The 12,298-nt window shown below is 72.5% G+C and carries 12 protein-coding genes; 4 read left to right on the top strand and 8 right to left on the bottom strand.

Going from position 1 to position 12,298, the window contains the following annotated elements:
* Positions 1–68: 68 nt before the first annotated feature.
* The 5 genes from ABT092_RS23105 to ABT092_RS23125 form a co-directional block, all read right to left on the bottom strand.
* Entirely contained in the window at positions 69–998 is a 930-nt protein-coding gene (locus tag ABT092_RS23105; RefSeq protein WP_351246828.1) for an amino acid ABC transporter permease, read from the bottom strand.
* A complete protein-coding gene (locus tag ABT092_RS23110) occupies positions 995–1,639 on the bottom strand; it encodes an amino acid ABC transporter permease (RefSeq protein ID WP_351246830.1) in 645 nt (214 codons plus the stop codon). Before ABT092_RS23110 ends, ABT092_RS23105 begins: the two co-directional genes overlap by 4 nt.
* An 11-nt stretch (positions 1,640–1,650) precedes the next feature.
* Positions 1,651–2,589: a glutamate ABC transporter substrate-binding protein gene (locus tag ABT092_RS23115; protein WP_351246832.1), complete on the bottom strand. Its 939-nt coding sequence runs from the start codon at positions 2,587–2,589 to the stop codon at positions 1,651–1,653.
* Between the two features lie 12 nt (positions 2,590–2,601).
* The gene (locus tag ABT092_RS23120; RefSeq protein WP_351246834.1) at positions 2,602–3,345 is read right to left on the bottom strand and encodes an amino acid ABC transporter ATP-binding protein; all 744 of its coding nucleotides are present in this window, start codon (positions 3,343–3,345) and stop codon (positions 2,602–2,604) included.
* Positions 3,346–3,491: 146 nt separating this feature from the next.
* Entirely contained in the window at positions 3,492–3,932 is a 441-nt protein-coding gene (locus ABT092_RS23125; protein WP_351246837.1) for a DUF6278 family protein, read from the bottom strand.
* A gap of 176 nt (positions 3,933–4,108) precedes the next feature.
* Here ABT092_RS23125 and ABT092_RS23130 point away from each other — a divergent pair, with 176 nt between their 5' ends.
* Positions 4,109–5,947 (top strand): GDSL-type esterase/lipase family protein, encoded by a 1,839-nt coding sequence (locus tag ABT092_RS23130; protein ID WP_351246839.1) that lies wholly within the window; start codon positions 4,109–4,111, stop codon positions 5,945–5,947.
* 16 nt (positions 5,948–5,963) lie between these two features.
* On the opposite strand, the gene ABT092_RS23135 is transcribed toward ABT092_RS23130, so the two are convergent.
* The 3 genes from ABT092_RS23135 to pcaDC form a co-directional block, all read right to left on the bottom strand.
* Entirely contained in the window at positions 5,964–6,743 is a 780-nt protein-coding gene (locus ABT092_RS23135) for an exodeoxyribonuclease III (RefSeq protein WP_351246841.1), read from the bottom strand.
* 57 nt (positions 6,744–6,800) lie between these two features.
* Positions 6,801–7,451, bottom strand: a complete 651-nt coding sequence (locus ABT092_RS23140; RefSeq protein ID WP_351246843.1) for an MBL fold metallo-hydrolase — start codon at positions 7,449–7,451, stop codon at positions 6,801–6,803.
* A gap of 85 nt (positions 7,452–7,536) precedes the next feature.
* Positions 7,537–8,826: a bifunctional 3-oxoadipate enol-lactonase/4-carboxymuconolactone decarboxylase PcaDC gene (pcaDC, locus tag ABT092_RS23145; RefSeq protein WP_351246845.1), complete on the bottom strand. Its 1,290-nt coding sequence runs from the start codon at positions 8,824–8,826 to the stop codon at positions 7,537–7,539.
* 375 nt (positions 8,827–9,201) lie between these two features.
* Here pcaDC and ABT092_RS23150 point away from each other — a divergent pair, with 375 nt between their 5' ends.
* The 3 genes from ABT092_RS23150 (at position 9,202) to ABT092_RS23160 (ending at position 12,197) form a co-directional block, all read left to right on the top strand.
* Positions 9,202–10,599 carry an amidohydrolase family protein gene (locus tag ABT092_RS23150; protein WP_351246847.1) on the top strand — a complete coding sequence of 466 codons (1,398 nt, stop codon included), beginning with the start codon at positions 9,202–9,204 and terminating at the stop codon, positions 10,597–10,599.
* Between the two features lie 75 nt (positions 10,600–10,674).
* Positions 10,675–11,673, top strand: coding sequence for an alcohol dehydrogenase catalytic domain-containing protein (locus ABT092_RS23155; protein ID WP_351246849.1), 999 nt, complete (start codon positions 10,675–10,677; stop codon positions 11,671–11,673).
* 146 nt (positions 11,674–11,819) lie between these two features.
* On the top strand, positions 11,820–12,197 hold the full coding sequence (locus ABT092_RS23160; protein ID WP_351246851.1) for a nuclear transport factor 2 family protein: 378 nt from the start codon (positions 11,820–11,822) through the stop codon (positions 12,195–12,197).
* Positions 12,198–12,298 lie beyond the last annotated feature (101 nt).

Consider the following 12,298-nt stretch of genomic DNA (forward strand, 5'->3'; position numbering starts at 1 on the left):
CGTACCCCCGGACGGACAGTGATCTCCGGCCGTCACCGGTCGGGCGTGGCCCGGTTGTGCCGCTGCCCCTACAGCCTCGGGGCTGCGGGCGGACCTCCGCCCGGCAGCAGCGTCACTGGTTCGGCCGGTGCGACGTCGACGGCCTCCGTCCTGGGATTGCGGCGCTGGCGGCGGGCCACCCAGTGGGCGAACCACGACAGCAACATGCACATCCCGATGTAGATCGGTGAGATCACCATCACGACGGGGATGAAAGGTAGATCGTAGTCGAGGTTCGACGCGATCAGCTTCCCGGCGTGGAGGAACTCCTCATAGGTGATCAGATAGCCCAACGAGGTGTCCTTGAGGGCCACCACCAACTGGCTGATGATCGCGGGCAGCATGGCCCGCGCGGCCTGGGGCACCAGGACGTACGACATCACCTGGGTCTTGCGCATGCCGAGCGCGAACGCGGCCTCGCCCTGGCCTCGTTCCACCGCGTTGATCCCGGAGCGGAAGACCTCGGCGAGGACGCTGCCGTTGTACAGGGTGAGTCCGGCGACCAGGGCGGGGAACGGTTGCACCTTCAGCGCCACGAAGATGAAGAAGATCATCACCAGCACCGGCATCGCCCGGAAGAACTCCACCACCAGGGTGGCGGCCCAGCGCACCGGGGCGTGGTCGGAGAGCCGGCCGGTGGCGAGGAGCGCGCCGAGCGCCAGGGAGAGCACCGCCGCCAGGGCGAACGCCCTGAGGGTGTTGCCGAGCCCCCTCAGCAGGAGTTCCTGGATGCCCTTGTACTCGAAGGGCGCCCACTTGGTGGCGGTGAACTGCCCGGTGTCGAAGAGCAGGTAGAGCAGCCAGCCCAGCAGGGCGAGCAGCACCGCGGTGGCGATCAGGCCGTAGGTGCGGTGGCGGCGCCGGGCCCTGGGCCCGGGGACGTCGTAGAGCGCGGTCGACTCGGGGGCGGGTCCCGCGGTCGGGGAGGTCGTGGCGGTCGTGGTCTGCGCGGCGTTCAACGGGCCACCCCCCAGCGCTGTTCCATCAGGTGGAACAGGGCGCTGATCGTGAGCGTGATGATGAGGTAGCCGACGGCGATCCAGACGAAGGTCCAGATGATGTTGTAGCCGAGTTCGCTGAGCGTCTTGTAGGTGCCGAGCAGTTCGGTGACGCTGAAGGCGCCGGCGATGGCGGAGTTCTTGGCGAGGGCGATCAGGGTGGAGCCGACCGGGGGGATGACCGAGCGGAACGCCTGGGGCAGCACCACCAGGGTGAGGGTCTGCCCGAAGGTCATGCCGAGGCTGCGGGCGGCTTCGCCCTGGCCCTTGGGAACGGTGTTGATGCCGGAGCGCAGCGCCTCGCAGATGAACGCGGAGGTGTAGCAGCCGAGGGCGAGGACGGCGAACACCTCGAAGGGCAGCACCAGTCCGAACCGGGGCAGTCCCAGGAGCACTGCGAAGAACAGCAGGGTCAGCGGGGTGTTGCGGAGCACCGTCACCCAGGCGGTGCCGAAGGCCCGCAGGGAGCCGATGGGCGCCACCCGGAAGGACGCCATGACGAAGCCGAGCACCAGGGCGAGCAGGGACGCGTAGACGGTGAGTTCGACGGTGCCGAGGAAGCCCTCGGCATAGGTGTCGAAGTTGTCGATCAGTACGTTCACGGGGGCCTCGTTCAGCTCGCCGGGTAGCGGTCGATGGCGGGCGGCTCCGGGGCGGGGACGCCGGACAGGCCGAGGGTCGCCTGGTACGCCGCCTTCCAGTCGCCGTCCTCCTCGCGGGCGGCGAGCGCGTCGTCGAGGGCGAAGCGCAGCGCGTTGTCGCCGCGGGGGACGCCGATGCCGTACGGCTCCCGGGAGAAGGTCTTGCCGACCACCTTCAGCTCCTCGGGGACCTTGGCCGCGTATCCGATGAGGATGGCGTCGTCGGTGGTGACGGCGTCGACCTGGTACGTCAGGAGGTTGTCCACGCACACCGAGTAGGTGTCGTAGGCGACGAGCGTGGCCTTCGGGTAGTCCTTCTGGATGCGCTGGTAGGGGGTGGAGCCGGCGGCGGAGCAGACCCGTTTGCCGGCGAGGTCCTGGGGGCCGTGGATGTCGTTCTCGTCGGTGCGGACGAGGAGCCCTTGGCCGGCGAGGTAGTAGGGGCCGGCGAAGCCGACGAGCTTCTTCCGGTTGTCGTTGATGGTGTAGGTGCCGACGTAGTAGTCGATCTGACCGTTCTGGAGGGCGGTCTCGCGGTTGGCGGAGGCGATGGTGCGGAAGCGGATCGTCGCGGGGTCCAGGCCCAGGGAGGCGGACATCATGCGGGCGATCTCGATGTCGAAGCCGGCGTAGGCGCCGGTCGCCGGGTCCTTCTCGCCGAGGTAGGGCTGGTCCTCCTTGACCCCCACCGTGAAGTGGCCGCGGCGCTTGGCGCGTTCCCAGGTGGGCGAGTCGGGGAGGCGGAAGTCCGTGGCGACCGCGTAGTGCGGGAGCGCGCCGGGGGCGGGCCCCTTCGCCGGCGGGCTGCCCTCCTTTCCGCAGGCGGAACCGAGGAGGGCGAGCGCGGCCAGCAGGAGGGCGGCGGCCTTGCGGAGGGCGGGACGGGGAGGCCCGGGCGGGGTGCGGCGCATCGGGTCCCCCCTTCAGTGCTTGAGGATCTTGGAGAGGAAGTCCTTGGCCCGTTCGCTCTCCGGGTGGGTGAAGAACTCCTCGGGGGTACGGTCCTCGACGATGCGGCCGTCGGCCATGAAGACGACCCGGTTGGCCGCGGAGCGGGCGAAGCCCATCTCGTGGGTGACGACGACCATCGTCATGCCGTCGTGCGCGAGTTGGCGCATGACCTCCAGCACCTCGTTGATCATCTCCGGATCGAGGGCCGAGGTCGGCTCGTCGAACAGCAGGGCCTTGGGATCCATGGCGAGGGCGCGGGCGATGGCGACGCGCTGTTGTTGTCCGCCGGAGAGTTGGGCGGGGAACTTGTCGGCCTGGTCGGCGAGGCCGACCCGGTCGAGGAGTTCGCGGGAGCGGGCCGCGGCCCGGCCCTTCTCCCGGCGACGGACCTTGATCTGGGCGAGGGAGACGTTCTGGAGGACGGTCTTGTGGGCGAACAGGTTGAACGACTGGAAGACCATGCCGACTTCGGCCCGCAGCCGGGCCAGGGCCTTGCCCTCCTCGGGCAGCGGTCGGCCGTCCAGGAAGATCGTCCCGGACTGGATGGTCTCCAGGCGGTTGACGGTCCTGCACAGGGTGGACTTGCCGGAGCCCGACGGGCCGATGACGACGACCACCTCCCCCTTGCCGACGGTGAGGTTGACGTCCTGGAGGACGTGCAAGGTCCCGTAGTACTTGTTCACATCACGCAGTTCGATCAAGGGATCGACGGCCATGCCCTGCCCTGCCCACTGTCGGCGTCTCGGTTCGCGCAAACTATCCACGACAATATGGGACTTAACAGACGACACGCACGGTGAGGGATTAACCGTATTTGCGGCCGGGCCCGGCAACGCACCACGGGCGGGCCCGCACCGCCGCCTCACCCTTCCGCGGCCTCCGCGTACACCTGGGAGAGTCCGGGCGCCCCGCTCGCGGCCCACTCGGTCCCCACGGCCACCACGCCGATCTCCCGGCCGGAGGCGAGCCGCACCCGTGGCGCCCCGTCCGGGCCGACCCGCCAGGACGCCCCGGGCACGGTCCGCACGATGACCGTACCGAGGTAGAGGCCGGCGTCGCTGCCGAGCCCGGGCAGCGTTTCGGGGTCGTCGCGCCAGCGGGGCGGGAGTTGGTCGAGCCCGCCCAGGGAGGCGGCCGAACCGTCCAGTTCCAGGCCGGTATCGGCCGCCCGGGCCCGCAACAGGTCGCACTCCCCGAACAGTTCGATCACCCCGTCGGGGTCGTCCTCGAACGCGGTCGCGACATCGGACTCCGATCGGTCGGGGGAACGTCCGCGCCAGGCGCGCAGGAAGGGAATCCTCATGCCCGCAGCCTGGCACCGGTGCGAGCCGCCGCACCCCAGGCGCGCGGGCCCGCCCGGGCCGTGCGCACCGGGTGATGGCGCGTCGCACGTTGACGGGCCGGGGCGGGCTGCCTAGCGTCTGCGGAACCACGTGCAACATCCATCTCGCCAGCCCCACCGTCCTCCAGGGAGTGACCATGCCGCGGACGACGGGCGGCCTCCGGCACCTCGCCGCCCGGGCCGGGGCGGGGCTGCTCGCCCTCGCCGCGGCGATGACCCCCGCGACGGCCGGTACGGTGCCTCCCCGAGCCGGCGCCGCACCCCTGCCCGGGGCGCCGGGCACGCCCGCGGACGGCACCCCGCTCCCCCTCGCCCGACACTTCGACAACCGGGGCGTCAGCGAGGACGCGCACCCCCAGTACGCCGACTTCGACGGCTCCGGCGCCTCGCTCTCCGCCGGCGCCCTCGCCGCGGCCGGCTGGACGCCGGGCCGGACCGTCGCCCTCGACGGGGCCGAGCTCACCTGGCCGCGCCCCACCCCGAGCGGTGACGACAACGTCCGGGCGAACGGACAGTCCGTGCGGGTCGAGGGTCGCGGCGAAGCCCTCGTGCTGCTCGTCGCGGGCACCCGCGGTGACGCCACCGGGACCGGCACCGTGCACTACCGCGACGGCGGGCACGCCTCGTTCGAGTTGACGGCACCCGACTGGCGACGGGGCCCGCTCGGCGCCAAGGCGGTGGCCCTGCCCCACCTCAACAAGCCCTCGGGCCGGGTCGCCGAACGGGCCCTGCTGTACGCGGTCAGCGTGCCGCTGCGCACCGGACGACCGATCTCCTCGGTGACCCTCCCCCGCGATCCGGCCGGCGCCGACCTGCACGTCTTCGCGCTGTCGGTACGGCCCGACGCCACCGGCTGGACCGGCACCTGGTCCGCCGCGCCCGGCACCTACGCCCGGGTGGGTCCGTGGACCGACCGCACCCTACGGCTGGTGACCCGGACCACCGCCGGCGGCCCCCGGGTGCGGCTGCGGTTCGAGAACGCCTTCGCCCGCGAACCGGTGCGGATCGGGGCCGTCTCGGTGGCGCGGCGGCGGGCCGGCGCACAAGCCCTGGGCCGCCCGGTGCCGGTCGCCTTCGGCGGGCGCACCGGGACCGAGGTGCCGGCCGGGGCCCGGGCCGTCAGCGACCCGGTCGACCTCGCCGTGCCGGCCGGGGACGACCTCCTGGTCAGCTTCCACCTGCCCGGCACCGTGCGTGCGCTCCCGCTGCACCGGGAGGCGGCCCACACCTCCTACCTCGGCGGGCCCGGGGACCGGACCCGGGAGACCGGCGGCGGCGCCTACCCGACGACCCTGCGGTCCTGGCCGCTGTTGACCGGCGTCGACGTGGCCGGGGGCGAGGGCTCGTTGGTCGTGGTCGGCGACTCGATCACCGACGCCTCCTCCCGGACCCGGGACACCGACCGCCGCTGGACCGACCTGTTGGCCGCCCGGCTGCACCGACAGCACCGCACGCCCCGGTACGGGGTGCTCAACCAGGCGATCTCCGCCAACCGGATCCTCACCGACCGGTACCCCGGGGACGGGGAGTCGGCGGAGTCCTCCGGCGTCAGCGTGCTCAACCGGCTGGACCGGGACGTGCTCGCCCAGACCTCGCCCCGTGCCCTCCTCGTCTTCCAGGGCGTCAACGACCTGCGGTGGGGGGCCACGGCCGAGGAGGTCCTCGACGGCCTGCGGCGGGTGACCGAACGGGCCCGGGCGCACGGGCTGCGCACGGTGGTCGCCACACTGGCGCCGTGCGGCGGGGAGAAGCGGTGCACGCCCGAGGTCGACGCCCGGCGGCAGAGCGTCAACGCGGCGCTGCGCGCCCGGCCCGGGCACGTCGACGCGGTGCTCGACGCCGACCGGGTGCTCCGGGACCCGGAGCGGCCCGAGCGGCTGCTGCCCCGCTACGACAGCGGCGACCACCTGCACCCGGGCGACGCGGGGCTGGTGGCCCTCACCGACGCCGTGGACCTGCGGGCCCTCGGACCCTGAGCCCGTGCCCGCGGGCTCAGACGTCCAGGTCCACGACGACCGGGGCGTGGTCGGAGGCGCCCTTGCCCTTGCGCTCCTCCCGGTCCACATAGGCGTCGGAGACGGCCTTGGCGAAGGGCTCGTTCCCGTAGACCAGGTCGATGCGCATGCCCCGGTTCTTCGGGAAGGCGAGTTGCCGGTAGTCCCAGTAGGTGTAGGGGTGGTCGTACTTGAGGGGGCGCGGCACCACGTCGGAGAGTCCCGTGCCGCGCAGGGCGGCCAGCGCGGCGCGCTCCGCGGGGGTGACGTGGGTGGCTCCGTCGAAGGCCGCGACGTCCCACACGTCCTCGTCGGTCGGGGCGACGTTGTAGTCGCCGAGCACGGCGAACGGACGGCTGCCCTCGGCGTCCCCCGCGACGGCCGCCTTCAGCGCCTCGAACCACCGGATCTTGTACGCGTAGTGCGCGTGGTCGACCTCCCGGCCGTTGGGCACGTACACCGACCAGACCCGGACCGGTCCGCAGGTCGCGGCGATCGCCCGGGGCTCCTGGACCCCCTCGTACCCCGGGTCGCCCGGCAGGCCCTTGACCACGTCCGCCAGCCCGACGCGGGAGATCACCGCGACCCCGTTCCACCGGCCGGTGGCGTGGACCGCGGCCTCGTACCCCAGCTCCCGCAACTGCTCGGCGGGGAACTGGGCCTCGGTGGTCTTGGCCTCCTGGAGGCACAGCACGTCCGTGCCGGTGCTCTCCAGCCAGGCCAGCAGCCGGGGGGTCCGTGCGGTGATCGAGTTCACGTTCCAGGTGGCGATGCGCATGCCGTCCAACCTACCGGGCGGCTCTGACAGCGCCCGCCCGGTCGGCCCCGGGCACGGCTACCGCGCGATCGTCTCGCCCGGGGCGAGGCGCAGGTGCTCGGTGCCACCGAGGGCGCCGATCTGGCGGTCGTAGATGGGGCGCGCCCGTTCGGTGAGCAAGGCGTCGTGGATGTCGTACGCGCGCCGCGGGGCCACCTCCCGCACGTAGTCGATGACCTCGGAGATCTTGTTCCAGGGGGCCTGCACCGGCAGCAGCAGCGTGTCCACCGGCCGGTTCGGGACGGTCAGGGCGTCCCCGGGGTGGAACAGCGCTCCCCCGCCGCTCCCGGCGCCCTCGACGAGGAACCCGACGTTGGTGACCCGGGGGATGTCCGGGTGGATGACCGCGTGCCACTCGCCGTGCACCTCGACGTCGAAGCCGGCCGCCGTGAAGGCGTCGCCGTGGCCCACCGTACGGATGCGGCCCGGGTGGGCGGCGGCCAACCGCTCGGCCACCGAGCGGAGCGTCCACACGGTGGCCGCCGGGTTCGCGTCCAGGGCCGCGCGGAGGTGCTCCTCGCTGAAGTGGTCGGGGTGCTCGTGGGTGACCAGGATCGTGGTGGCCCCGGCCACGGCGTCCGCCTCGGTGAACCCGCCCGGGTCGATGACCAGGACCTGGCCGTCCCGCTCCAGGCGGACGCAGGAGTGGGTCTGCTTGGTCAGTCGCATGGTTTCCGTCCTGGTGGTCGGCGCCCGTCGTGGGCGGCGGTGCGTGCGCCGGTGGCGCCGGACGGGGCCCGGCACCACCGCGGCGTCACTGGGGGGTGGTCTCCTCCTGGATGATCCGCTGGGCCACCCGGAAGGCCCGGTTGGCCGCGGGGACCCCGCAGTAGACCGCGGTCTGGAGGAGCACCTCCTTGATCTCCCGCGGGGTGAGCCCGTTGCGGAGCGCGGCCCGGGTGTGGGTGGCGATCTCCTCGGTGTGCCCCCCGGCCACCAGTGCGGTGAGCGCGATGGTGCTGCGCATCCGGCGGTCCAGGCCCGGCCGGTCCCACACCTCGCCCCAGGAGTAGCGGGTGACGAACCGCTGGAAGTCCTCGGCGAACTCGTCGGCATCGGCGAGCACCCGGTCCACGTGGGCGTCCCCCAGCACTTCGCGGCGGACCTTGAGGCCGACGTCGTAGCGGTCCCCGGGGCGGAAGCCGCCGGACTGCTGTGCGGCCGGTGCTATGGCGGCGACCGGGGCGGTGGCCGGCGGGGGGATCACGGCCGGGGCGGCGCCCGGCGGGACCAGCCGGTGCTGGCCGGTGGAGTCGACCGAGCCGCCCCACGGCGTGGCGAAGTGCCGCACGAGCAGGTCGGTGACGGCTGCGGGCTGTTCCACGGGGGCCAGGTGCGAGGCGCCGGGGACGACCGCGAGGCGGGCGTCGGGGATCCCCGCGACCAGGGTGCGGGCCTCGGCCGGCCCGGTGACCTTGTCCTCGGAGCCGACCAGGACCAGGGTGGGCACCCCGATCCGGCCGAGCGCACCGCGCGCGTCGAAGTTGGCGAGCGCCTCGCAGGCAGCGATGTAGCAGCCGGGGTCGGTGGTGCGGACCATCTGCACGGCCCACTCGGTGATGGCCGGCTGGGCGGCGGCGAAGCCGGGGGTGAACCAGCGTTCGGGGGAGGACCGGGCGATCGGGTCGAGCCCGTTGGTGCGCACGACCACCCCGCGTTGGCGGAACTCGTCCGCGGTGCCGAACCTGGGGGACGAGGCGATCAGGGCCAGCGAGGCCACCCGGTGGGGGTGGCGCAGGGCGAGGTCGATCCCTATGGCGCCGGCGTACGCGCAGCCCGCGTAGCCGAAGCGCTGTACCCCCAGGTCGTCCAGCAGGGCCAGCAGCCGGTCGGACAGCTCGCCGACCGAGGGGGCGGGTCTGGCGGGGGCGCCGCCGTGTCCGGGCAGGTCGAACCGGAGCACCCGGAGTTGGCCGGAGAGTTCCGGCACCTGCCGGTCCCACATGTGCCAGGTGGTGCCCAGGGACGGCCCCAGCACCAGGACCGGTGCCTCCTCCGGCCCGTCGACGCGGTATTGCAGGGTGTTCGGCGGTGTCTCGCTCACCCGTCAGACCCTCTCATCTCTCACGGGATCCCACATGGCGGTCCCAACCTAACGGCTCCCGTCCCCCACGACGACAGGCCGGCGCCGCAGGAATCGCCGTGGGGGCGGACGGCCGGGACCGACCGCCGGGGGCGGGCCCGTCGCCGCGTGCCCGCGCACCGCCTCGCCCGTGCTGCGTCCCGCAACGGGGCCGGGGTCGGGTTCCCGCCGGGCGGGGCCGGCGAACCGTCCCCGGGCCTCATCGACCCGAACCTCTTGACGCGCTTGCCCCGCAAGGGCATTCTCGGCAATTAAACATAATCATTAGTTCTTGATGTGGTCAGGTGCCGGGGGGCAGGCCATGACCGGTCAGCACACGAGCGAAAGGGCGCGCTCATGTCGACGCAGAACCGAACCGTCATCAGGGGCGGGACCGTGGTCACCGTCGACCCGGCGGTGCCGGACCTCGACCGCGGAGACGTCCTGATCGAGGACGGGAAGATCGTCGCCGTCGCCGAAGACCTCGGCGAGGTCGATGCCGAGGTCATCGACGCGACGTCGATGATCGTGATGCCGGGCTTCGTGGACACCCATCGACACACCTGGCAGGCGCCGCTGCGCAACATCGGCTCGGACTGGACGCTGGGCCAGTACCTCGCCGGCATCCACTTCGGATTGAGCAAGTACTTCCGGCCGCAGGACACCTACGCCGGCAACCTGCTGGGGGCGCTGGAGGCCCTCGATTCCGGTGTCACCACGCTGCTGGACTGGTGCCACAACATCGACACCCCCGAGCACGCCGACGCCGCGGTGACGGCGCTGCGCGACGCGGGCGGACGGGCCGTCTTCGGTCACGCCGGCGGGGCGAGGATGTGGCAGGTGCCGAGTCAGGTCCCGCACGACCGGGACATCCTTCGGCTCCAGGAGGAGTGGTTCAGCAGCACCGACCAGTTGCTGACGCTCGCGTTCGCCGCCCGCGGGCCGCAGTTCGCCACCCGCGAGGTGACGCTCACCGACTGGGAGCTGGTGCGGGAGGCCGGCGTTCCGGTGACCGTGCACGCCGGCGACGGCGAGTGGGGCAAGAGCCGGCCCGTGGCGTGGATGCGCGACAACGGCATGCTCGCCCCGGACGTCACCATGGTCCACTGCAACTCCCTCGGTGACGACGAGCTGCGGATGATGGCCGACGCCGGGTGCAGCGCTTCGGTCAGCGCGGACGTCGAGACCCAGATGGGGCACGGCTGGCCCGCGACCGGGCGGCTGGTGGAGGCGGGCATCCGACCGAGCCTGTCCATCGACGTCTGCACGTCCAACGGCGGCAGCATGTTCGGCGCGATGAAGACCACCATCAGCACCCAGCGCGCGCTGGACAACGCGGCGGAGGAGCACGCCGGCGAGCAGGACCGCGTGAAGCTGACCTGCCGGGACGTCCTGGAGTTCGCGACGATCGAGGGCGCTCGGGCCACCCGACTCGGCCATCGCACCGGCAGCCTCACCCCGGGCAAGGAGGCCGACGTCGTCCTCGTGAGGACCGACACGCTGGCCATGACCCCGATGAACAACCCCGTCGGCGCACTCGTCTACTCGGCACACGTCGGGTTGGTCGACACCGTGCTCGTGGCCGGGAAGGTCGTCAAACGACACGGCTCGCTCGTCGGCGTCGACCTCTCCCGGGTGCGCGAACTCGCGGCAGCGACACGCGACCACCTGATCAGGAGTGCCGCGTCGGACCCCGCCATCGGCGACGCCAGGACCGGCGGCTCGTGGGTTCCCGGCACCGTCTACGTCGACTGATCCGCACCCGCCCGCCACCGGCCTTCCGCCCCGCGGCCCGGTACGCCGCGACCCACGAGACTTGGAGCAGCCCGCATGAGAGCCGCGATCACGCACGCCTTCGGACAGCCACCACGGATCACCGACGTCCCGGACCCGACACCAGGCGAGGGAGAAGTGCTGCTGCGCGTCCGCGCGGTCGGCGTCTGCGGGTCGGACGTCAAGGTCAACAGCGGCGCCCTGCCTGGTGTCCGGCTCCCCCTGGTCCAGGGGCACGAGGTGGCCGGGGAGATCGTCGGAGACGGACACGGGTTCGCGGACGGCCAACGCGCCGCCGCCTACATCTTCCAGCCCTGCGGGCAGTGCCCCTGGTGCCTGCGCGGCGAGACCACGCTGTGCCCGACCGCCCCGAGGATCGGCTTCGAGCGGGACGGCGGTCTCGCCGACTACCTCGTGATGCGCCCGCAGGACCTGCTCCCGTTCGGCGACGGCCTCGATTTCGCCGAGGCCGCCGTCGCGATGGACGCCGTGACCTCTCCCTGGCGGGCGCTCCACGTCCGGGGACGGATGGAGCCGGGCCAGAAGGTCCTCGTCGTCGGCGCGGGCGGGCTCGGACTGCACGCGTGTCAGATCGCCCGCGCCGCAGGCGCTCGCGTGGCCGTGGTCGACGTCTCCGCGCACAGCCGTCGACTCGCCGGGGCCCAGGGCGCGGAGTTGGCCGTCGACCCCTCGGACACCGATCCGCTGAAGGAGTGGAGCGGTGACGGTGTCGACCTCGCCCTGGAGGCGTCGGGCAGCCCGCAGGGATTCGCGACCGCAGCCGCCTGGCTGCGGCCCGGGGGCACGCTCGTGTGCTGCGGCTACAAGCCGGGTCACGACTTCGGCCTCGATTCCACGACCTTGGCGCTGGGCGAGATCAACGTGGTCGGCTCGCGGGGCGGCAGCCTCTCCGACTCGCGCGACGCGCTCGCCGCCGTGGAGCGGGGCGACATCAATCCGATCATCGCCGGCACCGGCACGCTCGACGACGTGGGCACCTTCATCCGTCGACTGTCCGAAGGCGATGTCGTCGGGCGGCTCGTCGTCCGGCTCTGACACCGCGCCGGTCGGGCACCGGCTGGACGCCCGTGCCGGAGCCACACCGTTCACCAAAGAGCAAAATCATTAGGCTCGTCCTGCTCGGGATCGGCCAACAACACTTCTTGCCGTGGATTCCTCGTCGACCCGGGAGGGGCAAACCCGTGACCACAGAGAACACCGTCAACCAGATCCGTGCGCTGGAGGAAGAGCGCTACGCGGCGATGACCGCCGGCGACGTCGTGGCACTCGACCGACTCTTCTCCGCGGACCTCGTCTACACCCACTCCGACGCCTCGCGCGACACGAAGGACAGCTATCTGCGCAAGGTGACCGAGGGGTTCTTCCGCTACGGACCCGTCAGCCACCCGGAGCACCGCATCGTCGTGCACGGGGACTGCGCCTTCGTCGCCGGCGACATGCGGTGCGAGGTACGGGTCGACGGGGTGCCGCGCGTGCTGAACAACAGCGCACTGGCCGTCTGGGGCAGGGAGGGCGACTCCTGGGTCCTCCTGGCCTACCAGCCCACCCCCCACTCCTGAGGGTCGCCCTCGTTCGTGGCCGAGCACGAGAAGGAACTGCACCTCCTCGCCGTCCGCCGGGACACGGCCGGCTTCCAGCACGTGCACCCGGTGCGGGACGG

Source organism: Streptomyces sp. NPDC002490, from assembly GCF_040296045.1.
Lineage (GTDB): Bacteria > Actinomycetota > Actinomycetes > Streptomycetales > Streptomycetaceae > Streptomyces.

What these genes read in the sequence shown, in the direction of transcription:
- ABT092_RS23150 (WP_351246847.1), top strand. Translation starts at nt 9,202, where the DNA reads ATGTCGACGCAGAACCGAACCGTCATCAGGGGCGGGACCGTGGTCACC.
- ABT092_RS23125 (WP_351246837.1), bottom strand. Translation starts at nt 3,932, where the DNA reads ATGAGGATTCCCTTCCTGCGCGCCTGGCGCGGACGTTCCCCCGACCGA.
- ABT092_RS23135 (WP_351246841.1), bottom strand. Translation starts at nt 6,743, where the DNA reads ATGCGCATCGCCACCTGGAACGTGAACTCGATCACCGCACGGACCCCC.
- ABT092_RS23130 (WP_351246839.1), top strand. Translation starts at nt 4,109, where the DNA reads ATGCCGCGGACGACGGGCGGCCTCCGGCACCTCGCCGCCCGGGCCGGG.
- ABT092_RS23115 (WP_351246832.1), bottom strand. Translation starts at nt 2,589, where the DNA reads ATGCGCCGCACCCCGCCCGGGCCTCCCCGTCCCGCCCTCCGCAAGGCC.
- ABT092_RS23155 (WP_351246849.1), top strand. Translation starts at nt 10,675, where the DNA reads ATGAGAGCCGCGATCACGCACGCCTTCGGACAGCCACCACGGATCACC.
- ABT092_RS23140 (WP_351246843.1), bottom strand. Translation starts at nt 7,451, where the DNA reads ATGCGACTGACCAAGCAGACCCACTCCTGCGTCCGCCTGGAGCGGGAC.
- ABT092_RS23120 (WP_351246834.1), bottom strand. Translation starts at nt 3,345, where the DNA reads ATGGCCGTCGATCCCTTGATCGAACTGCGTGATGTGAACAAGTACTAC.